This is a genomic window from Massilia soli (assembly GCF_016809835.1).
Lineage (GTDB): Bacteria > Pseudomonadota > Gammaproteobacteria > Burkholderiales > Burkholderiaceae_D > Telluria_A > Telluria_A soli.
The window spans coordinates 251,492-275,363 of sequence record NZ_JAFBIL020000001.1; the positions used below are offsets into that span (position 1 = coordinate 251,492).

Sequence of the window (23,872 nt, forward strand, 5' to 3'; positions counted from 1 at the left end):
CTTAGCGGCCGGTGACGCGGTCGGCAACGATCTTCGGCGTGATGAAGACCAGCAGTTCAGTCTTGCTGGTGGTGCGTCCGGTGGTCTTGAACAGGTAGCCCAGCACCGGCACGTCGCCAAGGAAAGGCACCTTGTTTTCGGAGTTCGATTCGGTTTGCTGGTAAATGCCGCCCAGGACCACGGTGCCGCCGTTTTCAACCATCACCTTGGTCTTCACGTGCTGGGTATTGATGGCGAAGCCGGCGCGGGTTTCCTCGCCTTTCGAATCCTTGTTGACGTCGACGTCGAGCACCACATTGCCGTCCGGGGTGATCTGCGGCGTCACTTCCAGGCGCAGGTTGGCCTTCTTGAAGGTGATCGAGGTGGCGCCGCTGCTGGTGGCGACCTGGTAAGGCAGTTCGATACCCTGCTCGATCACGGCCAGCATCTTGTCTTCGGTGACCACGCGCGGGCTCGAGATGATCTTGCCCTTGCCGTCAGCTTCCAGCGCCGACAGCTCCAGGTTCAGGAAGCGGTTGGCCGCCGACGAGAACAGGCTGAAGGCCACGGTGGCCGGCGACTGGCCGCCGATGCCCGCTGCCGGCAGGTTGATGAACTGGGTATTGGTATAAGCGTCGCCGGTGTCCGGGGTCTGGCCGGTGACCTGGCCCACGCCGGTGATGTTGCCGCCGATGGCGACCCGCTCGTTGCCCTTGACCTGGTAGCCAGGGTCGCCGCCGCGGAAGCCGCGCAGGTCGGCAAAGCCAAGCTTGGCGCCGAGGTTGCGCGAGAAGCCGTCGCTCGCTTCCACCAGGCGCGCTTCGATCACCACCTGGCGCGAGGCCACGTCGGTTTTCAAAATCAGCTTGCGGATGTCTTCGATCTTCGACGGGATGTCGGTGACGAACAGCTGGTTGGTGCGCGGATCGATGATCGCACTGCCGCGCTTGGACAGCACGCGGTTCTGGTTGTTCTCGGCGCCGCCGGCAGCCGCGCCGCCGTTGGCGTCGAGGCCGAACACGGTACGGAACGACTCAGCCTTCTGGTAGTTCAGCTGGAAGATCTCCGAGCGCAGCGGCTCCAGGTCGGCGATCTGCGCGCGCTGCTCGAGTTCGAGCTTTTCCTTGGTCAGCAGTTCATCCTTTGGCGCGATCCACAGCACGTTGCCGTTCTTGCGCATGTCCAGGCCCTTGGCCTGCAGGACCACGTCGAGCGCCTGGTCCCACGGCACTTCGCGCAGGCGCAGGGTCAGGTTGCCGGTGACCGAGTCGCTGGTGATGATGTTCAGGCCCGAGATGTCGGCGATCGCCTGCAGTGCGGCGCGCACTTCCACGTTCTGGAAGTTGAACGACAGCTTTTCGCCGCGATAGCCCTGGGTGCCCTGGGTCAGGCGGTTCGGGTCTTCCTTGATCGGCTTGACGTCGACCACCAGCTGGGTCTCGCTCTGGTAGACGCTTTGCTCCCACAGGCCGTTCGCCTCGATCGTCATGCGCACGTTGTCGCCTTGCGAGGCGGTGGTGATCAGGCCGACCGGGGTACCGAAATCGGTGACGTCGAGGCGCCGGCGCAGCGTTTCAGGCAGTCCGGTCTTGAGGAAATCGACGATGATCTTGCCGCCGACCTGGCGCACATCGACCGCCACCTGGTTGTTCGGCAGGTCGACCACGACACGGCCTTCGCCGTTGGCGCCGCGGCGGAAATCGAGGTCGCGCAGCAGCGGGCGAACCGCCGGCGCCGCGGCAACCGGCGCCGCCACGGGCACGCCGCTGCGGTCGACTGCCTGGGCCACGCCGCCGCTGCCTTCCACCGTCAGGATCACGGAGTTGCCGTCGATCGCGGTGGCGTAGTTCAGCGGGCGTTTCAGGTTCAGCACCAGGCGCGTACGTTCGCCGGCCTGCACCACATTGACGTTGCGGACATCGCCAAGGTTCACTTCCTGGGTGCTCTTGCCGGTGGCGTTGGCGGTGGCGCCGAAGTCCAGCGCGATGCGGCTCGGATTGGTGATCGAGAAGCCGATCGGGGCGCGCGCCGGCGCATTTTTCATCGCGATGTTGACGATGACGTTGGCGCCTTGCTGGTTGGCCGTGATCGATTCGATCGCATTTTCCTGCGCCAGCGCCGCGCCACTGGCGACGACCATAGCGAGCCATGCGCCCATGCGTACTGCGATCCCCGTCAGCGAGGCGGCGCCATTCATTCGTAATGCGATCATTTCGTGCTCTCCTTACTATCCTGCAACTCCAACTTCGACATGCGCTCGACCCAATCGCCGGTGGCGTCCTGAACCACTTCTCTGATATTCACTTCCTGCTCCGTCACGCTGGTGACGACGCCGAAATTCTGGCCGATGCGCTGTCCCGAGCGCACCTGATGCACCGCGCGGTCGATCTGCACCAGCGCGTGGTTGTTGCCGGCCTTTTGCAGCAAGCCGACCATGCGCATCGTGTCGAGCGGGAAGGTCTCGAGCAGCTCGCGGCGCCGCTCGGTGTCCGGCTTGAGCGGGTTGGTCGAACCGGCGTCGGTGCGCGCCAGTTCGGCCAGCAGCTTGTTCTGGCTGAACGGATCAATCGCGTCGCCGGCCTGGTAGGCAAACGCCGTGAAGGTTTTCGGCTCGGCCAGCGGCTTGACCGTGACCTTGGTTTTTTTCTCGGTGTCGGCCATCCACTGCTGGACTTCGCGTACATCGCGGTCGCTGCACGCGCCCAGCATGACGGCCAGCGCCAGCAGCGCGGCTTTGTTCAGGTGCGTCATTTTCCCGCTCCCTTTTTCTTGGTCGGCTTGGCGGCTTTGCCCTTCTTGCCTTTTTTATCCTGCTTCTCGCGCTCGACGCGCGCCACGCGCTGGGCCTCGGCTTCTTCCTCGTCGAGGTAGCGGAACGTCTTGACCACCGCCTCCAGCATCAGGCTGCCGTCTTTCGACGTCGACAGCGCCATGTCGTTGAGTGTGACGATGCGCGGCAGGTTGGCCATGTCGCCGGCGAAAGAGCCGAGGTCGTGGTAGCTGCCGGCGATCTTGATGTTGATCGGCAGTTCGGCGTAATAATCGCGCACCACCACCTGGCCAGGCTTGAACAGCTCGAACTGCAGCCCACGGCCGACGCCGGCCTGGTTGATGTCCGACAGCAGCGCCGCCATTTCGGCCTTGCTTGGCAACTGCTTCTCAAGGCGCGAGACATACTGGTCGACCTGCAGCTTCTGCGCTTCCAGCGCCTCCAGGTTGATCGCCTGGGCGATCTTGGTGGTGTACTCGGCGCGCAGCTTGGCTTCCTGCTTGGCGCCGGCTTCCTGCTCGTCGAACTGCGAACTCCAGTAAGCGAAATAGCCAAGCACGATCACCACCGCCATCACGCCGAGCGCCAGCAGCAGGCGCGGGGCCAGCGGCCACTGGCCCGGATGGCGCCCCTGCAGCCCCTGGAACTGCGACTGCAGCGAATGCGACAGGTCTTTCAAATCGATGTTCTTGCTCATGGCTTGCCTCCGCCTGCGCCCGCGGCGGCGCCTGCCGCAGCTTCCGCTGCCGCATCGATATCGCGCGGACGCTTGATGCTCACGCCGAGCGTGAACTCGACCACCTTGCGGCCGGCCTTGTTTTTATCCAGGCTGACGGCACGCACCTCGGTCAGGTCAGGACGCTCCAGCCACTGTGAATTGCCGGCCAGGTTGCGCAGCAGTTCAGCGACGCGCTCCTGCGACTGGGCGAAGCCGGTCACCGTGACGCGCTGGCCTTCCTGCTTGAACGACTTCAGGTAGACGCCCTCCGGGGTCTGCCGGACCAGTTCATCGAGCAGGTAGACCGGCTGGTTGCGGTCGCCCTGCAGGTCTTCAACGGCCTGCTGGCGCGCCTTCAGCGCTTCGATTTCCTGTTTCAGGCCGGCGATCTTCTCGATCTTGACGTCCAGTTCCGCGTTGGCGTTGGCGATCACGCGGTTGCGCTCTTCCTGGATCGAGATGCGGCTGGCGTTGTAGGCGCCGACCATCAGCACCACCACCACGCCGAGCACCGCGCCCAGCACCATCAATGCGATGAATGCGGCCTGCTTCTGTTTGCGTTTGGCTTCCCGATGGGGAAGCAGGTTAATCTTGATCATGCGCCCGCCTTTCGCATCGCCAGCCCGCAAGCGACCAGGTAAGCCGGCGCTTCGGTGCGCAGCTGCGACTCGCGCACGCTTGATGCCAGCTGCATGCCTTTGAACGGCGACACCACGGCGCTGGAGATGCGGGTGCGGCTGGCGACGATGTCGAGCAGCCCCGGCATCAGCGCGCAGCCGCCGGCCAGGAACAGCTGGTCGATGCGGGTGTACGGTGTCGAGGTGTAGAAGAACTGAACGGCGCGGGTGACTTCAAGGGCGGCGTTCTCGAGGAAAGGGGTCAGCAATTCGGCCTGGTAGTTTTCTGGCAGGTCGCCGGCGCGCTTGCGCGCTTCGGCATCCTCGAACGACAGCCCGTAGGCGCGCACGATGTCCTGGGTAAGCTGGTTGCCGCCGAACGGCTGCTCGCGCTCGTAAATGGTGTCGCCGTCGAGCATGACCGAAATATGGGTGACCTGGGCGCCGATCTGGAACAGCGCGACGATCATGCCGGCGCCAGCCTGCGGCATCATCGCCGTCACGCGGTCGAGCGCGGCGCGGGCGGCGTACGATTCGATGTCCATCACAACCGCGGTCAGGCCCGCCGCTTCGGCCAGCGCCACGCGGTCCTCGACTTTTTCCTTGCGCGAGGCAGCCAGCATGACTTCGATGTCGTCGGGCGAATTGGCGGCCGGGCCGATCACGTCGAAATCGAGGCTGACCTCGTCGAGCGCGAACGGGATGTACTGGCTCGCTTCGGACTCGACCTGCACTTCCAGCTGGTCTTCCGACAGGCCGGCCGGCAGGATGATCTTTTTGGTGATGACCGACGCCGGCGGCATGCCCAGCGCGGCCAGCTTGACGCGGGTGCCGCTCTTTTTCCAGACCCGGCGCACCGCCTCCGAGACCTGCTCGAGGTTTTCGATATTGCCATCGACGACGGCGCCGCGCGGCAGCGGCTCGGACGCGTAGCGTTCCAGCCGCAGCTCGCCCTTGCCAAGCTGGGTCAGCTCAACCAGGCGAACGGTGGACGTACTGACGTCCAACCCGATCAAGGGGGGACTGGATTGCCCGAACAAGGAACCTAGATTAACCATTTACGAGCCCACTCCTCCCAATCACCAAATTTCTATTAACCTCTGAATAACTTGCTTCTCAGAAAGATAATATTGTTTGCCTTAATGGGGTTATTTGATATAAAACCGCTATTTAGACGGCATACATAAGACAGTACATTAAATCGTAGCAACATCACTTGGGCCGTGTAAAGGTATTTCTGCATTGGAACTTTCGGGGTACGGGCGGATTCACCACACTCTGTGAACCCCGTGACATCATAGTTGTCGGCAGGTTCACAGCCCGCATTAGGTTGCCTTAGCGAAATCGGTGTGCGCGATGCAGTGCTTTATAATGAAGCACATCAATATGTGAGAGATTGACCTGCATGACTTCCAAATCGGATACACCAGCCGCGCAGAAAAAAGGCGCTGGCAAGCGCAGCCCCAAGCGGATGCTGCTCATTGCGCTCGGCGTCATCACCGGCACCGGCCTGGCGGCGCTGCTGATTGTCGTGTTTGCGCTGGCGATGGCCTACCCCAACCTGCCCCCGCTCGACAGCCTGACCGACTACCGGCCAAAGATGCCGCTGCGGATCTTTTCTGCTGACAATGTCCTGATCGGCGAATTTGGCGAAGAGCGCCGCACGCTGGTCCATATCAAGGACATTCCTACGGTCATGAAAAAAGCCGTGCTGGCGATCGAGGACGACAACTTCTACGAGCACAGCGGCGTTTATTACAAGGGCATCCTGCGCGCGGCGTTCAACAACGCCAGCGGCGGCGCACGCCAGGGCGCATCGACCATCACCCAGCAGGTGGCGCGCAACTTCTTCCTGTCGTCCGAACAGACCCTCAAGCGCAAGGCCTACGAGATCCTGCTGGCCTGGAAGATCGAGAAAAGCCTGACCAAGGACCAGATCCTCGAGGTCTACATGAACCAGATCTACCTGGGCCAGCGCGCCTACGGCTTCTCGTCGGCGGCCCAGATCTACTTCGGCAAGGACCTGAAGGACATCAGCGTTGCCGAAGCGGCAATGCTGGCCGGCCTGCCGAAAGCGCCGTCGGCCTACAACCCGGTGGTCAATCCGAAGCGCGCGCGCACCCGCCAGCAGTACATCCTGGTGCGCATGCACGATCTGGGCTACATCACCACCGCCCAGTTCCAGGCCGCCAAGGAAGAACAGCTCAAGATCAAGACCGACAGCAATGAATTCGGCGTGCACGCCGAGTACGTCGCCGAGATGGCGCGCCAGTTGGTGTATGAACAGTTCAAGGAAGAGACCTACACGCGCGGCCTGAACGTGTTCACCACCATCACCAAGGCCGACCAGGACGCCGCCTACCTGGCGCTGCGCCGCGGCGTGATGGACTACGAACGGCGCCAGGCCTACCGCGGGCCGAAGTCGTACATCGAAATCCCGAGCAAGAAGGAAGAAGCCGAGGAAGCGATCGAAGCCGAGCTGGCCGAACACCCGGACAGCGACGACATCATCGCCGCCATCGTGCTGCAAGCCTCGCCGCAGCAGGTGACGGCGGTGACGGCATCGGGCGAAGAGATCAAGATCAGCGGGCCGGGGCTGTCGTTCGCCAAGGCCGGCCTGTCGGAAAAAGCGCCGGCGAACCGCAAGATCAAGCGCGGCGCGGTGATCCGCGTCACGCAAGGCGGCGGCACCACCTGGAGCATCACCCAGATGCCGGAAATCGAATCGGCCTTCATCGCCGCCGACACCCGCGACGGCGCGATCCGCGCGCTGGTGGGCGGTTTCGACTACAACCGGAACAAGTTCAACCACGTGACGCAGGCATGGCGCCAGCCGGGTTCGGCGTTCAAGCCGTTCATCTACTCGGCCTCGCTGGAGCGCGGCCTGTCGCCATCGACCCTGATCAACGACGCGCCGATCTCGTTCGACGCCGGGCAGACCGGCGGCCAGGCATGGGAACCGAAGAACTACGACGCCAAGTATGAAGGACCGATGAGCATGCGGCGCGGGCTGACCAAGTCGAAGAACATGGTCTCGATCCGCATCCTGCACCGCATCGGCGCCAAGTACGGCCAGGAATACACCACCCGCTTCGGCTTCGACGCCGAAAAGAACCCGCCCTACCTGACGCTCGCGCTGGGCGCCGGCGCCACCACGCCGCTGCAGCTGGCTGGCGCCTATGCGGTCTTCGCCAACGGCGGCTACCGCGTCAGCCCCTACCTGATCACCAAGGTCACCGACAGCAACGGCACCATCCTGTCGCAAGCCTCGCCCGACCGTGCTGGAGAAGAAGGCAACCGCGTGATCGACGCCCGCAACGCCTACCTGGTCGACAGCATGCTCAAGGACGTCGTCCGCTACGGCACGGCGACCAAGGCCCTGTCGCTCAAGCGCACCGACATCTCCGGCAAGACCGGCACCACCAACGACTCGATCGACGCCTGGTTCGCCGGCTACAACCCGAACGTGGTGGGGATTGCCTGGATCGGCTACGACCAGCCCAAGAACCTCGGCAACAAGGAAACCGGCGGCGGCCTCGCGCTGCCGATCTGGATCGGCTACATGAGCAAGGCGCTCAAGGACGAGCCGATGGCCGAGCGCGCGGTGCCGGGCGGGCTGGTCAACGTTGGCGGCGAGTACTACTACGCCGAGAACCCGCCGGGCACGGGCGTCCAAAGCATCGACGTCGGCACCCGCAGCACGCCGGCCGAAGAAGCGGTAAAAGACGCGGTCAAGAACGAGCTGTTCTAAACGCGAATCGCAACGTTCCAAAATCGGGGACAGACCACCATTTTAGAATCTTCTAAAATGGTGGTCTGTCCCCGATTTTGGAACGTTGGAAGGCTGAAACTAGCCGGTGACGGTGACGGCGGTGCCGCCTTGTTCGCTGGCAAGTGTGGAGAGCGCGGCGTAGAGCTCGGAGCCGTCGCGGGTGTTGATCCACTGGCCGTCGGCGCGCTTATAGTGGAAGCCGCCGGATTTGGCGGCGACCCACATTTCTTGCAGCGGGGCCTGGCTGTTGACGATGATCTTGCTGCCGTTGTCGATGAACTCGATTTCGAGCACGTTGCCGCTGCGCTTGCATTCGACGTCGATCACGTCGTCGTCGTTGAGCCGGTCCATCGCCGCTTCGATCGTGCCCAGGGTGCTGTCGGCCAGGTCCAGGAATTCGGTTTCACTCATCATGCTACACTCCAAGGTCTTCTAATTAAACCGTGATTCTAATCGTGAAGCCTTCTATTGCGCTGAATATCGGCGCTGCCGCCGTGGTCTTTGTTGCGCTCGCCGGTTGCGGACAGACCGGGCCGCTGTACATGCCTACCCCGCCCGCCAAGCCGCAGCCAACACCCGCCGTGCCGCCTGCAATGCCGCCAGTTTCTTCTTCCGTCGCCCAGTAAGCTACCCTATGTCGCAATTCTCCTACCAAGACGGCGCCTTGTTCGCCGAAAGCACCTCCTTGTCCAGCATCGCCGAGCAGTTCGGCACCCCGACCTACGTGTATTCGAAGGCGGCGCTGCTGAAAAACTTCGCGTCGTATTTCGATGCGTGCAAAGGGCGCGATGCGCTTGTCTGCTATGCGATGAAGGCCAATTCCAACCTCGCGATCCTCGATCTGCTGGCGCGCCAAGGCGCCGGTTTCGATATCGTGTCGGGCGGCGAATTGCTGCGCGTGCTGGCCGCCGGCGGCGATCCACGCAAGGTGATCTTCTCGGGCGTCGGCAAGACGTCCGACGAAATCCGGCTGGCGCTGTCGCACGATATCCTGTGCTTTAACGTCGAGTCGATTCCAGAACTGCACCGCATCAATGAAGTCGCCGGCATCATGGGCAAAACCGCGCCGGTTTCGCTGCGCGTGAACCCGAACGTGGATGCGAAAACCCATCCATATATCGCCACCGGCCTGAAGGCGAATAAATTCGGCGTGGCCTTTGACGATGCGCTCGATACCTACCGTACCGCGGCGGCCTTGCCGCACCTGCAAGTGGTAGGCATCGATTGCCATATCGGCTCGCAGTTGCTGGACGACGCGCCCTTGCTGGAAGCGCTGAATAAACTGATCGAATTGATCGATACGCTGGCCGACGAGGGCATCGTGATCCATCACCTGGATATGGGCGGCGGTATCGGCATTAACTATGGCGAAGCTGGCGAAGCCGAGCCGGTCGCGGTAGGCGATTACCTGGGCCGCGTGTTCGCCCATATCGACGCCTGGCGCGCGCGCAAATATGACGGCAAGCCGATCAAGGTGGCGTTCGAACCAGGCCGCTCGATCGTCGGCGATACCGGCCTGCTGCTGACCAAGGTCGAATACCTGAAGCCGGGCGCGGAAAAGAATTTCTGCATCGTCGACGCGGCGATGAATGACCTGATGCGCCCTGCCCTGTACCAGGCGTGGATGGATGTGCAGCCGGTAGCGCCGCAAACCGGCCAGAAGGTGACCTACGACATCGTCGGACCGGTGTGCGAGTCGGGCGACTGGCTGGCGCGCGATCGCGCACTGGCAGTCAATCCGGGCGATCTGCTGGCGATCATGCAGGCGGGCGCGTATGGACTGACCATGTCATCCAATTACAATACCCGCGGCCGCGCAGCCGAGGTCATGGTCGATGGCGACAAGGTGCACTTGATTCGCCAGCGCGAAAACCCGGCCGATCTGTTTGCGTTGGAGTCGGTGATTCAATAAGCCGGCGGCGGATCATGGCGGATGACGGCCTCTGGCCGCTTCCGCCGTAGCGGCCATGAGCGGCCAGGCGACGCAGGGGACAACAGGCCGCAGCCCGTCACCCGCCGGCCGCCGCCACCGCCTTCGGCTTCGACCAGCTCCAGTACACCCGCGCTCCCAGCAGCACCGCCACGATCACCCCGAAGATAAACGGTTCGGTGAAGTTGCTCTTCCCCGCCCGCATCCACCAGAAGTGCAGGATACCCAGCGGCGCGATCAGGTAGATCAGCCGGTGCAGCCACATCCAGCGCTTGCCGCCCAGCCGCTTGATCATCGCGTTCGTGCTCGTCACCGCCAGCGGTATCAGCAGCACAAAAGCGATAAACCCGACCAGGATAAACGGCCGCTTGGCGACGTCGCGGAACATGGTTTCGACATCGAAGAAATGGTCGAACCAGAAGAAGGTCATGAAGTGCAGGAACGCGTAGAAGAACGCAAACAGCCCGAGCATCCGGCGCAGCTTGATCAGCCAGTTCATTTTGGTGAGCCGGCGCAGCGGCGTCACGGCCAGGGTGATGCACAGGAAGTACAGCACCCAGTCCCCGGTGCCCCGCGTGATGAATTCAAGCGGCTCGACCAGCTGCCCGCTGACGGTCAGCCACACCATGCGCGCCAGCGGCACCAGCGCCAGCAAGAAAATCGCCGCCTTGATGCCTGTGAGCTGCTTTGGACTCGGAATGAACGCCATCAGAAGTATTTCTTCAAGTCCAGTCCGGTGTACAGCGATGCCACATCGTTATAGCCGTTGAACATCAGCGTCTTGCGCTTGGCTTTGAAGAAGCCGTCTTCGCCGATCCGGCGTTCGGTGGCCTGCGACCAGCGCGGGTGATCGACGTTCGGATTGACGTTCGAGAAGAAGCCGTATTCCGATGGCGCCGAGACATTCCAGGCCGTTTTCGGCTGTTCGCGCACGAAACGGATCTTGACGATCGACTTGGCCGACTTGAAACCGTATTTCCAAGGCACCACAAGGCGCACAGGCGCACCGTTTTGATTCGGCAAGGTCTGGCCATACATGCCAAGCGTGAGCAGCGTGAGCGGGTGATTGGCTTCGTCGATGCGCAAGCCTTCGACATACGGCCAGTCGAGCACGCGGCTGCCGATGCCCGGCATCTGCTTGCGGTCGGCCAGGGTGGTGAACTCGACGAATTTGGCGTTGCTGTTCGGCTCGACCTTCTTGATCAGGTTCGACAGCGAATAGCCAACCCATGGAATCACCATCGACCAGCCCTCGACGCAGCGCAGGCGGTAGACGCGCTCTTCCAGCGGCGCGAGCTTGAGCAGGCTGTCGATGTCGAGCGTCATCGGCTTCTTGACTTCGCCTTCGATCGACACGGTCCACGGCCGGGTCTTCAGCGTGTGGGCGTACTCGGCCGGGTCCGACTTGTCGAGCCCGAATTCATAGAAGTTGTTATAGCTCGACGCATCCTTGAACGGGGTCGGCTTGTCGAGGATGGTGTAGGCGGGGTTGGCCTTGCCGGCCAGCTTTTGCGCGGCGGGCTGCTGGGCAAACGCCTGGCGGTTCGCCATTTCCCACAGCGCGCTGCCGGCCACGGCGCCGGCAGCCATCTTGGCGATGAAGCGGCGGCGCGACTCATAGACTTCTTGCGGCGTGATTTCCGATCCGAACGGGATCTCCGCCTGGTTCGGACTGCGTTTGATCAGCATGGCTTGCTCCGGCAAAATGAAGGTAACGACTTAACATTACACCATTTTGCCGATGCTAGCCGGCCACCCTCGCGCCGTCTTTACAACGTTCCGTACGAGTGTAGGCCCGACAGAAACATATTCACGCCGATGAAGGCAAACGTGGTGACCAGCAAGCCGACCAGCGCCCACCAGGCAGCGACCCGGCCGCGCAGGCCGGTCATCAAACGCATGTGCAGCCAGGCCGCGTAGTTCAGCCAGACGATCAGCGCCCAGGTCTCTTTCGGATCCCACGACCAGTAGCCGCCCCATGCTTCGGCCGCCCACAGCGCGCCAAGGATGGTGGCCACGGTGAAGAACGCGAAGCCGACCGAGATCGATTTGTACATCACGTCATCGAGCACTTCCAGCGGCGGCAGGCGGTCGGCCAGGATGCCGTGCGACTTGAGCAGGTAGGCCGAGCCGACCATCGCGGCCAGTGCGAACGTGCCGTAGCCGATGAAGTTGGCCGGGACGTGGATCTTCATCCACCAGCTTTGCAGCGCAGGCACCAGCGGCTCGATGCCGGCGGCGTCGCGCGACACGGTGTACCAGAGCAGGAACACGACCGCTGCGGCAATGATCAGCATGACAAACGCGCCCAGCTGGCGGGTGGCGTAGTGCTGCTCGTAGTGCAGGTAGAACATGGCGGTGATCAGCGCGAACAGGATGAACACTTCGTACAGGTTCGATACCGGGATGTGGCCGACGTCGGCGCCGATCAGGTAAGACTCGAACCAGCGCACCATCATGCCGGTCCAGCCGAGCACCAGCGCGGCCCAGCACAGCTTGGAGCCGACCGAGGTGCCGAAGTTGCTACGGCTGAGCAATCCGACCCAGTAGAACACGGTAGAGAACACGAACAGCGTGCTCATCCACAAGATCGCGGACTGCGACGACAGCATGTACTTCAGGAAGAATTTCTCATTGGCGTTCTGCAGGTCGCCCGCGTACATGCCGATGGCCGCCAGCGACAGCAGGAACACCAGCGGCATCAGCCAGCGCACCGCCTTGAACTGCCAGCCGATCAGCGCGAAGGTCGGCGCGGACAGCAACAGGATCACCTTTTCATAGATGTCCATGTACGCGCCGTAGCGGGCCAGGCCAAACACCGCGCCGGCGATCAAGGCCGCCGCGAACAGCCAGTCGAACATCGTCAGGCGCTTGAAGAATCCCGGCGTCTGGGTGTACGTTGTTTGAGTTTGCGAAATTTCCATCATTTTCTCCAAATACCGCCGCCATGGGGCGGCATACAGCTTACGCCGATTGCGGCAGCTTCGTTTTCAGGTCGTTAAATTCGTGCTCGAAATCAAGTGTTTTGCGCTGGGTGCTCATCGCCATCAGCGCGTGGGCGCCGCCGGACTCGTCATCGCGCACCCAGATCCACAGGCGCCGTTCGCGGATATAGAACATGGCAAAGATGCCCATCACCAGGAACAGGCAGCCGGTGTAGACGATGGCTTTGCCCGGCGAACGCGTCACTTGCAGCACCGATGCCTTGACCTCGGTAAATTCATCCATCTGCAGGAACACCGGTGCGCCGTAGAAGAAGCTATCGGACAGCGCATTGGTCGACATCTGCAGGAAACGCGCGTGCTTCTCGTCGACGGCGGCCGGCGCCAGGCCGTCTTTCGCGCGCGCGGCCTGCCACAGTTCCCACATGGTGCCGTTGAGGATCTTCATGAAGATGCCTGCGGCCTTTTCCTGCTCGGCCGCGGGAATCTGCTCGAGGAACTTCGATACCGCCAGGTAGCCGCCCTGCGAGTTGGCGCCGGCGAAAATGCCCAGGCTGCGCGCGGCCGAGTCTTCCAGCTGCTTGGCCATGCCGGCCGCATTCGCGCCCGCCGTGGCCGGCATGGCGCGCTCGGCGTAGCGGGCCGCGGCGGCCTGGCGCATTGCCGGGTCGGCCAGTGCGGCGCGCAGGCGCATCCAGTCGCGCACGCTGTATTCATCATCGGCCGGAATGCGCAGGTAGCTGAACGCTTCGGACGGCGTCGCGCGCATGCCCGCCAGGTAGAACTGGGCGCCGTCGAGGGTGACCGGCTGCATGTAGTTCTGGTATTCGCGGGCCTGCCCGGTCTTGTCGCGCAGCTTGTAGGTGACGCTCGGGCCGACGTTCTTCAGATCCTTGTTCTCGGCCTTGGCGCCGGAACCGAGCTGCTTGTTCAAGCCAGCTGCGAACTCTTCGTTGAGCGACTTGCCCTTGGTGACGGCGCGGACGTCCGGGGTGGTGCCGGTGTTTTCGACGTTGAACGGACGGAAGCCGGTCCATTCGACCGAGTAGGCTTCGCCGCCGCGCTTGAGCTCGGACGCGGTGCCGATTGCGCCCGCCATCTCGAACGATGTCGCGTCAACGCCCTGCATCGGGAAGGCGGTTATTTTCAGCTTGGTGCCGCCGTCCTCGAAGCTGGACTGATACACGGCAACGCCCTTGTAGATCAGCGGCTCGTTGACCTTGATGGTGGCCGGGAAGGTCTTGCCGGTCTCGTGGTCGCGCACGATGACATCGCTGGCAAACAGCTTCGGCATGCCGGTCGAGTAGAAGTCGATATGGAATTTGGCCAGCTTGATGGTGAACGGCAGGTCCTGCACCAGCACGCCGTTGGCTTGCGGGATCAGGGCGACGTCGCTCGACTGGCCTTCCGGAATCATGGTGTTGCCCCGGTAGGTCGGGTTGCCCAGGCCGAGCCGGTGCTGTTCAGGAATCGCCGAAATCAAGCCACTGCCCGCGAACGGGGTTTTGCCGAAGAACCATTGCTGGAAGCGGATAGGCAAGTCGGAGTCGAGCATGCCGCCAACCAGGATGATGATGATGGCCGAGTGCGCGAAGATATAGCCGAAGCGGGTGCCGGCGCCCTTCTTGGCGGTGACCAGGGTGGCGTTGGGCTTCTCGACGATCTTGGTGCCGTAGCCGGCGTCGGCCAGGCGCGCGGCGCTTTGCTGGGCAAGCGCGGCGCGCGACAGCGGGGCCACCCATTCAGCCTTGTGGTGGAAATTGCGCAGCGAAACCTCGCGCACGTTCTCGCGCCAGCTGCGCATATCCTTCATCATCTTCGGCGTACTGCGTACGATGCACAGCGAGGTCGACAGCAGCAGGAACGCCAGGATCAGCAGGAACCACCAGGCCGAGTACACCGTGTACAGGCCCAGCTTGTCGAACACCGAGAACCAGAACGGGCCGAACTGGTTGACATAGTTCGTCATCGGCTCATTCTGTTTCATCACGGTGCCGATCATCGAAGCGATCGAAATGACCGTCAGCAGGCTGATGGCAAAACGCATCGACGAGACCAGCTCGACCGCTTCGGCAAGCCGGCGGCGGTTCGTCTTCAGTTCAATTCCGGTGGTGCTCATTTTAATTCCAGTGCGCGGCAGCCATCGGCCGCGAAAGAAGTGAAACAAAAGCAAGGCTCCGCTCTTGTCCGATACTGCTCAGCAAAAAGGGCAGCCCGCTTACGCGCCGCCGCCCTTTAAGGTTTCTTGCTCGAACGTTACGCGGCATCGCGCCGCGCTTCGCAGTCAGCAGGCATCGAAAGATGCCGCGAATTTTACTTCAATCCGGCGATGTAATCGGCAACGGCCTTCATTTCCTGGTCCGACATGCGCTGCGCCAAGGTGGTCATCTGGGCACTGTTGCTGCGCGAACCACCCTTGAATGCCTGCAGCTGGGCTACGGTGTAGTCCTGGTGCTGGCCTGCGAGGCGTGGATACTGGGCAGGAATACCGTTGGCGTTGGCGCCGTGGCAGCTGGCGCAGGCAGCGACGCCACGCTCAGCAATACCGCCGCGGTAGATCTTTTTGCCCAGTTCGACGGTGTCCTTGTTCTTGGCCGCGCCTGGCTTTGGCTTCTGGATCGCCAGGAAGGCAGCGATGTCGCGCTTTTCGGCATCCGACAGCATCTTCGCGTAAGTCGTCATGACTGGCTGGTTACGCGCAGGGGTGGTGAAATCAACCAGTTGCTTGTGGGTGTAAGCCTCGAACTGTGCGGACAATTTCGGGTTGGCGCTGATGGTCGAATTGCCGGCGGCGCCGTGGCACGATGCGCAAGCTGGCAGGCCGCGGGCAGCATCGCCGGCGTCGTACAGGGTTGCGCCTTTGGCGGCATCAGCCTTGGCAGGAGCTGCGGGTGCGGCGGCAGACGCCAGGCCGGATACAGCCAGGGTTGCAACCAATAAGGACTTCACAAACGCCGCGCCGGCGGCCGGGAAAAACGCACGATTCATTCACACACCCTGACTTGTAAAAATTGAGTTCTATTTGAAAATATGGCAGTGCAACCGCTTGTCGCATGACGCTGGAACTACCGCATCGCAACAATACGCAACCCCTTATTGTACAATAGCTTTCTCGGGTCATCGCCCCCTTTTGTTGCATTTTCTGCCCATTCCATGTCCAAACTCTGGCAAGCCCGCTTCTTTACGACCGTCAACCAACTGCGTGATCTGCCCGATACGCAGGTCCCCGAAATCGCGTTTGCGGGACGCTCCAATGCGGGTAAATCGACCGCAATCAACATCCTGACCAACCAGAAGGGCCTCGCCTTCGCGTCCAAGACGCCAGGCCGCACCCAGCACATCAACTACTTCTCGATCGGCGGCGCCCACGTGGGCCAGCACCGCAAGGACCCCACCATCGTCGAGGAAATTGAAGGCCTGCTGGTCGACTTGCCGGGCTACGGCTATGCGGAAGTGTCCGGCTCGGCCAAGCTGCACTGGCAAAAGCTGCTGGGCGACTACGTCCAGCGCCGCGAGCAGCTGGCCGCGCTGGTCCTGATCATGGACTCGCGCCGTCCGTTCACCGAACTGGACGTGCAGATGCTCGAATGGTTCGCCCCGACCGGCAAGCCGATCCACTGCATCCTGACCAAGTCCGACAAGCTCAACCGCAACGAGACGACCAACGCGCTGCGCAGCGCCCGCGCCACCCTCGACAGCTATGTCGATGAAGACGGCGAAGGTTTCCCGTTCACGGTGCAGATGTTCTCGGCGCTCAAGCGCGTCGGCATCGACGAAGCCAACGACAAGATCCTCGAACTGCTCGGCATCGCCGACGACGATAGCGGCGCCGCGCCGTCGCCCGAACAAGGCGCCGCGCCCTTCACCGACGACGCTGACGACTAATTTTTACTTCCTCCCAGGAACCTGAGATGACGATACCCGCCACCTACCCGGCAATCCGCATGCGCCGCATGCGCCGCGACCCGTTCTCGCGCGCCTTGATGCGCGAAAACACGATCACTGCGTCGGACCTGATCTACCCGGTGTTCATCCTCGACGGCGCCAACCAGCGCCAGCAGGTTGGCTCGATGCCGGGCGTCGAGCGCATGTCGGTCGATTTGTTGCTGGAAGTGGCGGACGAGTGCGTCAAGCTGGGCATCCCCGCGCTGGCGCTGTTCCCGGTGATCGACGCCTCGTTCAAGACGCCGGACGGCATCGAAGCGACCAACCCGGATGGCCTGGTGCCGCGCGCCGTGCGCGAACTCAAGCGCCGCTTCCCTGAGTTGGGCATCATCACCGACATCGCGCTCGACCCGTATACCAGCCACGGCCAGGATGGCCTGATCAACGACGATGGCTACGTGTTGAACGACGAAACGATAGAAATGCTGATCCGCCAGGCGCTGACGCAGGCTGAGGCCGGCGTTGACGTGGTGGCGCCGTCGGACATGATGGACGGCCGTATCGGCGCGATCCGCCAAGGTCTCGAAGACAAAGGGTTCATCCACACGCGCATCATGGCGTATTCGGCCAAGTACGCCTCGGCGTTCTACGGGCCATTCCGCGATGCGGTTGGCTCGGGCGCGAACCTCGGCAAGGCGGACAAGAATACCTACCAGATGGATCCGGCCAACACCGATGAAGCGCTGCGCGAAGTGGCGCTCGATATCGCCGAAGGCGCCGACATGGTCATGGTCAAGCCAGGCATGCCCTACCTCGACGTGGTGCGCCGCGTGAAGGACGAGTTCAAGGTACCGACCTTTGCTTACCAGGTCAGCGGTGAATACGCGATGATCAAGGCCGCCGCGCAAAACGGCTGGCTCGATCACGACAAGGTAATGATGGAATCGATGATGGCGTTCAAGCGCGCAGGCGCCGATGGCGTGCTGACCTATTTCGCACGCGATATCGCGCGCATCCTGAAAGCCCGTGCCTGAGGCAGGCTTCGCATGGCCGGCAACGCGAAAGCGGCGGACCAACCGCCGCTTTTTTTTGCCTTTACACCGGGGTCGGGTTCAGCGCAGCGCCGGACGCTTTGGTCTGCGCCACCAGGTTTGCCGCGCGCGCCGCGAAATACCCGCTGAAGCAGCCGTAGGCCAGGCTGAATGCCATCGCAAACGCCGGACTATTGACTGCGCCGAATTTCATGGCGGTCATGACGGCAAACGCGTATTTGGTCAAAAAGATCGCCATGATCACGGCCAGCGGATACCAGCTACCCGGGATGAAAAAGGAATTGGTCGCTGGATCGAAGATGAGCCGGGTGTTCGGGAAAAGCTTGTAGCCGGCGAAGGCGACCACGATCAGTCCCGTAGCCCATAGTGCGACCGGCACCGGCGCCAGGCCAAAACTCGACTGCACCCCCGACAGGGACAGGGCGACCATCCCGGCCGGCAGCAGGTAAGCCATGGTCCGGTTGACGTTGCGGCTGCGCGTCTGGAGCAAGCCAAAAGCCAGCAATCCTGCAAACAGGGCGAATACCCACGGCGGGGTGTGAGTCAGGATTTGCGACATGAATGTTTTCTCCGGAACGCAGGGCAAAGACCGACGAGGACTCTAACGCATCCGGAAACGCTTGTCATCTGGTCAAGCACCTGGCTTGCCGTCACCGCCTCAAGTGGCGTGTGGGCCGCGGCATTACCGCCCTGTACGATATTCCGGGAACATCTCTTTAAACAGGAACGCTTCCAGTTCCGCCGTATCCTGCACCCGCGCGCTCATTTTCACCACGCGCTGCAAACGCTGCGAATCCCAGTCGAAATCGCCGGTCTTTTCCTTGCGGATCAACTCGATCATCTTCTTGACGATCGCCGTTTCGATGTCTTTTTCGCCGCCCAGCTCCACATTCACCTGCTGCAGCCAGCGGCGCTTGAAATTCGGGTTCCAGCCGCGGAATTTCAGCTGGGCGCTGGAGAACGACTTATCGGTCACACTGAATACGCCGCCGGTTTCATTGCGGTCATCGCCCCTGCTGCGGCCATTGGCGGCCGCGATATTGGCCAGCGCATTGCGCGTTCCGCGCGCGGCTTCGCTTTCGGCCGCCGGCTGCTCGGCCGCCGCCCCGCGCTCCTGCCGGCGCTTGGCGATATAGGCCGCCATGTCGACTTCCTCGGGAGGCTCCATCTTTTTCGGCGGCTCTTCGACGATTTTCACCGGCTGCTCGTCCGGCAGCGTGATCGTATCGGGCAAGCGTTCGATCTTCGGCGGCGGCGTGGCAGATTTTTTGACCGCCTTGCTGGCCTGCTTGCGCGGCTGCTCGGGTTGTTGGGGCTGCTGCTTGGGCTGCTCGGCCACCGGTTTGATGTACACCATCTCCCCACCCGACGGCGGCAATGCCACCGTTTCGGTTTCCGGCTTGAACGCGTAGATCGCCACCAGCAGCAAGTGCAGCCCGATCGTGACGGCCAGGCCGATCCGATTGACGCGCGGCGACGCCCCATAGCTCAGCGTGGTGGCTGGCAACGGCTGACCGCAATGCTCGCAGTACCCGGTGTTTTGCGGCGAATGGTGGGAATGATCACGCAAGATAATGACGGTTTTCCAGGTGCAGCTTCAGCTAAAAGGGGGACGAGTGGCGCAGTCTATACGTTTTGACGAAATTGCGCACCAGCACGACGCCTTGAACAGCTTATAACACCCTGGCAGGCGCGGCTGTTACCAGTTGTATCCAGCGCCTGCGGCTGGAACAAAGAAGTTGACAGTGCGATTGCAGCAATCGGGTTCAGGGCGCTCACAGAAATCGCGACATGAAGACCTGGAATGCAAGACTTAACGTCGCCCCTGCGAAGGCAGGGGCGACGTTGGCCTGCATTGCCGATGTCCTTGTGGCTATACCTTCTAAAACGATGTCCTCAGTGCGCAGCGTCCGCCGCCGCCAGTTGCTCGTCCGACAACGGCCCCTTGCCGCTGTACTTGTCGAGGTACAGGTAGATCACCGGCGTGATGTACAAGGTGATGACCTGCGAGAACAGCAGGCCGCCGACCACCGCCAGGCCGAGCGGCTGGCGCAGCTCGGCGCCGGCGCCAATGCCCATGGCGATCGGCAGCGCGCCCGTCATTGCCGCCAGGGTGGTCATCAGGATCGGCCGGAAGCGCAACAGGCAGGCTTCGCGGATCGCGAATTCGGGCGTCTTGCCTTCCACCCGCTGGGCGTGCAACGCGAAGTCGATCATCATGATCGCGTTCTTTTTCACAATGCCGATCAGCATCAGGATGCCGATGATCGCAATCATCGTCAGGTCCATGCCGAATATTTCCAGCGTCAGCAGCGCACCAACCGCCGCCGATGGCAGCCCGGCCAGGATCGTCAGCGGGTGGATGTAGCTCTCGTAGAGCACGCCCAGCAACACGTAGATCACGCCCAGCGCGGCGATGATCAGGATCAGCTGGCTCGATTGCGATTGCTCGAACACGGCCGCGTCGCCGCCGTAGCGGGTGATGACCGAGGCCGGCAGCTTCATCTCGGTGGCCATGCGGTCGATCGCCGCCGTGGCGTCGCCAAGCGGCATGGTCGGCGCAAGGTTGAACGACACGGTGATCGCCTGCAGCTGGCCCTGGTGGTTGACCGAGGTCGGGCCGACCGTGCGCTCGACCGTCGCGATGCTCGACATCTGCACCAGCTGGCCGTTCTTGCTGCGCACCGACACGCGCGTGAGCGCATCGTCGAAGTGGCGGTCTTCCGGCGCTGCTTCCATGATCACGTTGTAGCTCGCCGCCGGCGAGTAGATGGTCGATACCTGGCGCTCGCCGAATGCCGCGTACAGCGCGGTGCGCACGTCGGACATCTGCACGCCCAGGCTGTTGGCCTTGTCGCGGTCGACCTTCAAGGTAGCCTGCAGGCCGCCGGCCTGCGAGTCGCTGGTTACGTCGAGGAAGCCCGGCGTGGTGCGCATGCGCTCGAGGAAGCGGTTCGACCAGACCCCAAGATCGTCTGCGCGCACGCTCTGCAAGGTGTACTGGTAGCGGCTCTTGCTCGGGCGTCCTCCCAGCTGCAGGTTCTGGGTCGGGCTGAGGAACACCGTCACGCCGGCAACCGAGCGGGTCGACTGGCGCAGGCTGCTCACGACGTCGGCCATGGCATCGCGCTCGCTGCGCGGCTTGAGCACGATGAAACCGCGGCCGGTGTTGCCGCCGCCAGTAAACGAGGTCACGTCCTTGACCGCCGGATGGGCGCGCACCTTGTTGACGACCTGCTCCTGCAGCAGCGACATCTTGTCGGTCGAGGTGTCTTCGGACGCTTCGACGCTCATGCGGATCTGGCCCAGGTCTTCTTCAGGGAAGAAGCCTTTCGGGATCGTCGTGTACATGATCACCGTCAGCGCAAAGGTGGCGAAGGCGACCAGCAAGATGATCGGCCGGTTGGCCAGCGCCATGTCGAGCGTCTTTTCATAGCCGCGCAGGACCTTGGCGAAGCCAGCTTCGAAATGGCGGCCGATCCAGCTTTTCTCGCCGCCGCTGTTGACGTCATGGGCTGGCAGCAGGCGGCTGGCCAGCATCGGCACCAGGGTCAGCGAAACCACCGCCGACACCAAGACCGCCAGGCCGACAACCACCGCGAATTCATGGAACAGCAGGCCGATTACGCCCGGCATGAAGAAGATCGGAATGAACACGGCGACCAGCGAAATCGAGATCGAGACAATCGTGAAGCCCACTTCGCGCGAGCCGACCAGCGCCGCTTCCAGCGGCCGTTTGCCCATTTCGATGTGGCGCACGATATTTTCGAGGACCACGATGGCGTCATCGACCACCAGGCCGACGGCCAGCGTAATGCCCAGCAGCGAGACGTTATCGAGGCTGTAGCCGAACCAGTACAGCAGCGCCACCGCGCCAAGCAGCGAAATCGGCAGCGTCACGGCGGGAATGAAGGTGGCCGAGGCGCGGTGCAGGAACAGGAAGATCACCAGCACCACCAGCAGCACGGTACCGAGCAGGGTCAGGTTGACGTCGTGGATCGCTTCGCGGATCGATACCGAGCGGTCGTTGACGAGGCTGATCTTGATCGAGGCCGGCACCTGGGCCTGGAAGCCCGGCAGCAGCTTGCGCACCGAGTCCACCACCTGCACCGTGTTGGCATCGGGCTGGCGCTGCACCATCAGCACGATCGAGCGTTCGCCGTTGAAGCTGCCGGCGGCCTTGATCGACTGGAAGCTGTCTTCGACCGTGGCCACATCCTTCAGGCGCACCGGTTCACCGTTGCGCATGGCGACGATCACTTCCGAAAATTCGGCGGCGTTCATCAGCTGCGGGTTGCCCTGGATCGTCAGCGTCTGGTTGGGGCCATCGAGCACGCCGAGCGGCGCGTTCGAGTTCGAGGCGCGCAGCGCGGTGCCCAGTTCGTCGTAGGTCAGGTCGCGCGCGTTCATCAGGTCGGCCTTGGCGCGCACCCGCACGGCGAAGCGCTTCTGGCCGTTGACCGTCACTTGCGCCACGCCCGGCAGCGTCGACAGGCTAGGCGCGATCAGGTTTTCGGCGTAGTCGTTCAGGTCCGACAGGCTCATCGACGGCGACGTCATCGCCATGAACAGGATCGGCGCGTCGGCGGGGTTGACCTTGCGGTACGACGGCAGCTCCGTCATCTCCTGCGGCAGCTGGCGCTGCGCCCGCAGCAGCGCCGCCTGGACGTCGACCGCGGCGGCGTTGACGTCGATGCTCGAATCGAATTCGAGCGTGATATCGGTGTCGCCCTGGGTACTGGTCGAGGTGATCAGCTTGATGCCGGCGATCGTCGAAAACTGCTTTTCGAGCGGCAGCGCGACCGACGACGCCATCGTTTCAGGGCTGGCCCCGGACAGGTCGGCCGAGACGTTGATGACCGGGGTGTTATAGCTCGGCAGCGCGGCGACCGGGATGTTGACGTAGGCAAGCACGCCGACCAGCACCAGCGCCAGCGACAGCAGCACCACCATCACCGGACGGCGGATGCACAGTTCGGAGATGTTCATGGCGTGGCTGCCTTGCGTGCCAGCGTGGTGCCGCTGTCAGGCGCGGCGCCGGCCAGGCGCACCTTGCCGCCCGGGCGCAGGTTCTGCTTGCCCTCGGTGATCACCTTCTCGCTGCCCGACAGGCCGGTGACGGCGGCGCTGTCGCCGTAGGCGTAGACGCGCTGCACCGGCACTTCCCTGGCGGTCTGGCCTTCGCCAACCACGTACACGAACGTGCCGCGGGTGTTGATGATGATGGCCGCCTGCGGGATCACGGTCGCGTTTTTCAGCGTGCGCAGGGTGACGCGGGTGGTGACGTACTGGCCCGGCCACAGGCCGGTGTCGCGGTTGTCGAACTGCGCCTTGGCCTTGATGGTGCCGGCCTGCGCGTCAACCGCGTTGTCGATGAAGGTCAGCTTGCCGACCACCGGCTTGCCGCCGGACGGCTGCGCTTCGACCGGCACCTGGCCGGCGCGCTGCGCCGACAGCAGATCAGGCAGCGACGATTCCGGCAGGGTGAAGGCGACGTCGACCGGGTCGAGCTGGGTAATCGTGGTGAGCGAGGTGGCCGGCTGCACCAGGCTGCCGGGGTAGACCGAAATGGCGCCCACCCGGCCCGACATCGGCGCGCGGATGGTGCCGAAGCTGGCGGTGACACGCTCGCCCTGCAGGGCGGCCTGGTTCGACGCCACCAGCGCGCGCTGGGCGTCGACCTGGCTGCGCAAGGTGTCGATCGCGCTCTGAGCCAGGAACTTCTGCTCGACCAGCTCCTGGTTGCGCTTGTACTGGCGCTCCAGGTCGGCCAGGGTGGCGCGGTCGCGCGCGATCTGCGCCTGCGCCTTGCTGACGTTGGCCTGCTCGTTGCGGTCGTCCAGCGAGAACATCAGCTCCCCTGCCTTGACCGACTGGCCCTCCTTGATGTGTACCTTGCGGATCGTACTGGTGGTCTGCGGGCGCAGGTCGACCGAGTTGATCGGGGTGACCGTGCCGTTGGCCTGCAGCGTGATCGGCACGTCCTGGCGCAGCGGCGCCACCACATTGACGGTGGCCGGCGGCTGCTCGCCGTTACCGCGGCCGCCGCCCTTGGCGCCCGGCTTTTCAGCCTTGCCGTTGTTCAGGTACCAGGCCGATCCGCCAACGATGGCAATGATGCCGATGACGAGTACGAGATTTTTCTGCTTCATTGGTTCTTCCTGGCCGCTCGGCGGCTCTTGATTAATCGTCAAACTGAATGGGGCA

20 protein-coding genes are annotated in these 23,872 nt (G+C 62.9%); 5 read left to right on the forward strand and 15 right to left on the reverse strand.

Annotated elements, in window-relative coordinates:
- Nucleotide 1 precedes the first annotated feature (1 nt).
- The 5 genes from I4X03_RS01130 to I4X03_RS01150 are packed head-to-tail and all read right to left on the reverse strand — an operon-like array spanning nt 2 to nt 5,142.
- Nucleotides 2-2,137: a type IV pilus secretin PilQ gene (locus I4X03_RS01130; protein WP_223466173.1), complete on the reverse strand. Its 2,136-nt coding sequence runs from the start codon at nt 2,135-2,137 to the stop codon at nt 2-4.
- Nucleotides 2,138-2,187: 50 nt separating this feature from the next.
- Complete coding sequence (locus I4X03_RS01135) at nt 2,188-2,730, reverse strand: pilus assembly protein PilP (protein WP_223464498.1); 543 nt, start codon at nt 2,728-2,730, stop codon at nt 2,188-2,190.
- A complete protein-coding gene (locus I4X03_RS01140) occupies nt 2,727-3,446 on the reverse strand; it encodes a type IV pilus inner membrane component PilO (RefSeq protein WP_223464499.1) in 720 nt (239 codons plus the stop codon). Before I4X03_RS01140 ends, I4X03_RS01135 begins: the two co-directional genes overlap by 4 nt.
- Nucleotides 3,443-4,066 carry a PilN domain-containing protein gene (locus I4X03_RS01145; protein ID WP_223464501.1) on the reverse strand — a complete coding sequence of 208 codons (624 nt, stop codon included), beginning with the start codon at nt 4,064-4,066 and terminating at the stop codon, nt 3,443-3,445. Before I4X03_RS01145 ends, I4X03_RS01140 begins: the two co-directional genes overlap by 4 nt.
- A complete protein-coding gene (locus tag I4X03_RS01150) occupies nt 4,063-5,142 on the reverse strand; it encodes a pilus assembly protein PilM (RefSeq protein ID WP_223464503.1) in 1,080 nt (359 codons plus the stop codon). Before I4X03_RS01150 ends, I4X03_RS01145 begins: the two co-directional genes overlap by 4 nt.
- A 347-nt stretch (nt 5,143-5,489) precedes the next feature.
- On the opposite strand from I4X03_RS01150, the gene I4X03_RS01155 reads away from it, so the two are divergent.
- On the forward strand, nt 5,490-7,835 hold the full coding sequence (locus I4X03_RS01155) for a penicillin-binding protein 1A (RefSeq protein ID WP_223464505.1): 2,346 nt from the start codon (nt 5,490-5,492) through the stop codon (nt 7,833-7,835).
- A gap of 99 nt (nt 7,836-7,934) precedes the next feature.
- On the opposite strand, the gene cyaY is transcribed toward I4X03_RS01155, so the two are convergent.
- Entirely contained in the window at nt 7,935-8,267 is a 333-nt protein-coding gene (cyaY, locus tag I4X03_RS01160) for an iron donor protein CyaY (protein WP_223466176.1), read from the reverse strand.
- 83 nt (nt 8,268-8,350) lie between these two features.
- Here cyaY and lptM point away from each other — a divergent pair, with 83 nt between their 5' ends.
- Nucleotides 8,351-8,482, forward strand: coding sequence for an LPS translocon maturation chaperone LptM (gene lptM / locus I4X03_RS01165; RefSeq protein ID WP_223466185.1), 132 nt, complete (start codon nt 8,351-8,353; stop codon nt 8,480-8,482).
- 8 nt (nt 8,483-8,490) lie between these two features.
- Nucleotides 8,491-9,768 (forward strand): diaminopimelate decarboxylase, encoded by a 1,278-nt coding sequence (lysA, locus tag I4X03_RS01170; protein WP_223464507.1) that lies wholly within the window; start codon nt 8,491-8,493, stop codon nt 9,766-9,768.
- A gap of 97 nt (nt 9,769-9,865) precedes the next feature.
- Here lysA and msrQ read toward each other — a convergent pair whose 3' ends face one another.
- The 5 genes from msrQ to I4X03_RS01195 all read right to left on the reverse strand — a co-directional run bounded on the left by msrQ (nt 9,866) and on the right by I4X03_RS01195 (nt 15,716).
- Nucleotides 9,866-10,495: a protein-methionine-sulfoxide reductase heme-binding subunit MsrQ gene (msrQ, locus tag I4X03_RS01175; RefSeq protein WP_223464509.1), complete on the reverse strand. Its 630-nt coding sequence runs from the start codon at nt 10,493-10,495 to the stop codon at nt 9,866-9,868.
- On the reverse strand, nt 10,495-11,475 hold the full coding sequence (gene msrP / locus I4X03_RS01180; RefSeq protein ID WP_223464514.1) for a protein-methionine-sulfoxide reductase catalytic subunit MsrP: 981 nt from the start codon (nt 11,473-11,475) through the stop codon (nt 10,495-10,497). Before msrP ends, msrQ begins: the two co-directional genes overlap by 1 nt.
- 80 nt (nt 11,476-11,555) lie before the next feature.
- A complete protein-coding gene (gene ccsB / locus I4X03_RS01185; protein WP_223464515.1) occupies nt 11,556-12,710 on the reverse strand; it encodes a c-type cytochrome biogenesis protein CcsB in 1,155 nt (384 codons plus the stop codon).
- 40 nt (nt 12,711-12,750) lie between these two features.
- Complete coding sequence (locus tag I4X03_RS01190) at nt 12,751-14,847, reverse strand: cytochrome c biogenesis protein ResB (RefSeq protein ID WP_223464516.1); 2,097 nt, start codon at nt 14,845-14,847, stop codon at nt 12,751-12,753.
- Between the two features lie 194 nt (nt 14,848-15,041).
- On the reverse strand, nt 15,042-15,716 hold the full coding sequence (locus tag I4X03_RS01195) for a c-type cytochrome (protein WP_223464517.1): 675 nt from the start codon (nt 15,714-15,716) through the stop codon (nt 15,042-15,044).
- Nucleotides 15,717-15,881: 165 nt separating this feature from the next.
- On the opposite strand from I4X03_RS01195, the gene yihA reads away from it, so the two are divergent.
- Nucleotides 15,882-16,613, forward strand: coding sequence for a ribosome biogenesis GTP-binding protein YihA/YsxC (gene yihA / locus I4X03_RS01200; RefSeq protein WP_223464521.1), 732 nt, complete (start codon nt 15,882-15,884; stop codon nt 16,611-16,613).
- A 26-nt stretch (nt 16,614-16,639) separates the two neighbouring features.
- Entirely contained in the window at nt 16,640-17,647 is a 1,008-nt protein-coding gene (hemB, locus tag I4X03_RS01205; RefSeq protein WP_223464522.1) for a porphobilinogen synthase, read from the forward strand.
- Between the two features lie 61 nt (nt 17,648-17,708).
- Here hemB and I4X03_RS01210 read toward each other — a convergent pair whose 3' ends face one another.
- From I4X03_RS01210 to I4X03_RS01225, 4 genes are all read right to left on the reverse strand, one after another.
- Complete coding sequence (locus I4X03_RS01210) at nt 17,709-18,224, reverse strand: DUF6622 family protein (RefSeq protein WP_223464523.1); 516 nt, start codon at nt 18,222-18,224, stop codon at nt 17,709-17,711.
- Between the two features lie 123 nt (nt 18,225-18,347).
- The gene (locus tag I4X03_RS01215; protein WP_223464525.1) at nt 18,348-19,235 is read right to left on the reverse strand and encodes a hypothetical protein; all 888 of its coding nucleotides are present in this window, start codon (nt 19,233-19,235) and stop codon (nt 18,348-18,350) included.
- A gap of 326 nt (nt 19,236-19,561) precedes the next feature.
- On the reverse strand, nt 19,562-22,654 hold the full coding sequence (locus I4X03_RS01220; RefSeq protein WP_223464527.1) for an efflux RND transporter permease subunit: 3,093 nt from the start codon (nt 22,652-22,654) through the stop codon (nt 19,562-19,564).
- Entirely contained in the window at nt 22,651-23,817 is a 1,167-nt protein-coding gene (locus I4X03_RS01225) for an efflux RND transporter periplasmic adaptor subunit (RefSeq protein WP_223464529.1), read from the reverse strand. The genes I4X03_RS01220 and I4X03_RS01225 overlap by 4 nt, the downstream gene beginning before the upstream one ends.
- Nucleotides 23,818-23,872 lie beyond the last annotated feature (55 nt).

Excerpts from the sequence above, each read along its gene's own strand:
- I4X03_RS01130 (WP_223466173.1), bottom strand. The coding sequence starts at position 2,137 with ATGGGCGCATGGCTCGCTATGGTCGTCGCCAGTGGCGCGGCGCTGGCG.
- I4X03_RS01135 (WP_223464498.1), bottom strand. The coding sequence starts at position 2,730 with ATGACGCACCTGAACAAAGCCGCGCTGCTGGCGCTGGCCGTCATGCTG.
- I4X03_RS01140 (WP_223464499.1), bottom strand. The coding sequence starts at position 3,446 with ATGAGCAAGAACATCGATTTGAAAGACCTGTCGCATTCGCTGCAGTCG.
- I4X03_RS01145 (WP_223464501.1), bottom strand. The coding sequence starts at position 4,066 with ATGATCAAGATTAACCTGCTTCCCCATCGGGAAGCCAAACGCAAACAG.
- I4X03_RS01150 (WP_223464503.1), bottom strand. The coding sequence starts at position 5,142 with ATGGTTAATCTAGGTTCCTTGTTCGGGCAATCCAGTCCCCCCTTGATC.
- I4X03_RS01155 (WP_223464505.1), top strand. The coding sequence starts at position 5,490 with ATGACTTCCAAATCGGATACACCAGCCGCGCAGAAAAAAGGCGCTGGC.
- cyaY (WP_223466176.1), bottom strand. The coding sequence starts at position 8,267 with ATGAGTGAAACCGAATTCCTGGACCTGGCCGACAGCACCCTGGGCACG.
- lysA (WP_223464507.1), top strand. The coding sequence starts at position 8,491 with ATGTCGCAATTCTCCTACCAAGACGGCGCCTTGTTCGCCGAAAGCACC.
- msrQ (WP_223464509.1), bottom strand. The coding sequence starts at position 10,495 with ATGGCGTTCATTCCGAGTCCAAAGCAGCTCACAGGCATCAAGGCGGCG.
- msrP (WP_223464514.1), bottom strand. The coding sequence starts at position 11,475 with ATGCTGATCAAACGCAGTCCGAACCAGGCGGAGATCCCGTTCGGATCG.
- ccsB (WP_223464515.1), bottom strand. The coding sequence starts at position 12,710 with ATGGAAATTTCGCAAACTCAAACAACGTACACCCAGACGCCGGGATTC.
- I4X03_RS01190 (WP_223464516.1), bottom strand. The coding sequence starts at position 14,847 with ATGAGCACCACCGGAATTGAACTGAAGACGAACCGCCGCCGGCTTGCC.
- I4X03_RS01195 (WP_223464517.1), bottom strand. The coding sequence starts at position 15,716 with ATGAATCGTGCGTTTTTCCCGGCCGCCGGCGCGGCGTTTGTGAAGTCC.
- yihA (WP_223464521.1), top strand. The coding sequence starts at position 15,882 with ATGTCCAAACTCTGGCAAGCCCGCTTCTTTACGACCGTCAACCAACTG.
- hemB (WP_223464522.1), top strand. The coding sequence starts at position 16,640 with ATGACGATACCCGCCACCTACCCGGCAATCCGCATGCGCCGCATGCGC.
- I4X03_RS01210 (WP_223464523.1), bottom strand. The coding sequence starts at position 18,224 with ATGTCGCAAATCCTGACTCACACCCCGCCGTGGGTATTCGCCCTGTTT.
- I4X03_RS01220 (WP_223464527.1), bottom strand. The coding sequence starts at position 22,654 with ATGAACATCTCCGAACTGTGCATCCGCCGTCCGGTGATGGTGGTGCTG.
- I4X03_RS01225 (WP_223464529.1), bottom strand. The coding sequence starts at position 23,817 with ATGAAGCAGAAAAATCTCGTACTCGTCATCGGCATCATTGCCATCGTT.